The sequence below is a fragment of the Corynebacterium sp. HMSC072A02 genome (assembly GCF_001810085.1).
Taxonomy (GTDB): domain Bacteria; phylum Actinomycetota; class Actinomycetes; order Mycobacteriales; family Mycobacteriaceae; genus Corynebacterium; species Corynebacterium hesseae.
The window spans coordinates 1-312 of record NZ_KV799828.1 but is presented as its reverse complement, the minus strand read 5'-3'; the positions used below and the strand labels follow the sequence as shown (position 1 = coordinate 312).

The 312-nt window shown below is 54.8% G+C and carries 1 protein-coding gene; it reads left to right on the top strand.

Annotated elements, in window-relative coordinates; genetic code table 11:
* Positions 1 to 299: transposase (locus HMPREF2698_RS03340; RefSeq protein WP_141748920.1), on the top strand; the 299-nt coding region annotated here is incomplete at its 5' end.
* Between the last annotated feature and the right edge of the window lie 13 nt (positions 300 to 312).

The following is a 312-nucleotide window of genomic DNA, read 5'->3' as shown; positions in this document are numbered from 1 at the left end:
ACGCGCATCCGAGGAAATCGGAAGGCAAAAAGCTTATGGAACGCATCATCCACACCCTGCGCAAAGGACTACCAAAAGGCTTAGAAGAGCTCGCCCAACTGGGACGCACCCTGTGGCGACGACGCAAAGATGTGCTCGCCTACTTTGATATCGGTGCATCCAACGGCCCCGTCGAGGCAATCAACGGCAGACTCGAACACCTACGCGGCATCGCCCTAGGTTTCAAAAACCTCAACCACTACATCTTGCGGTGCCTGATCCACTCCGGACAACTACAGGACAAAATCAACGCACTCTAAAACCGGAAGGGCC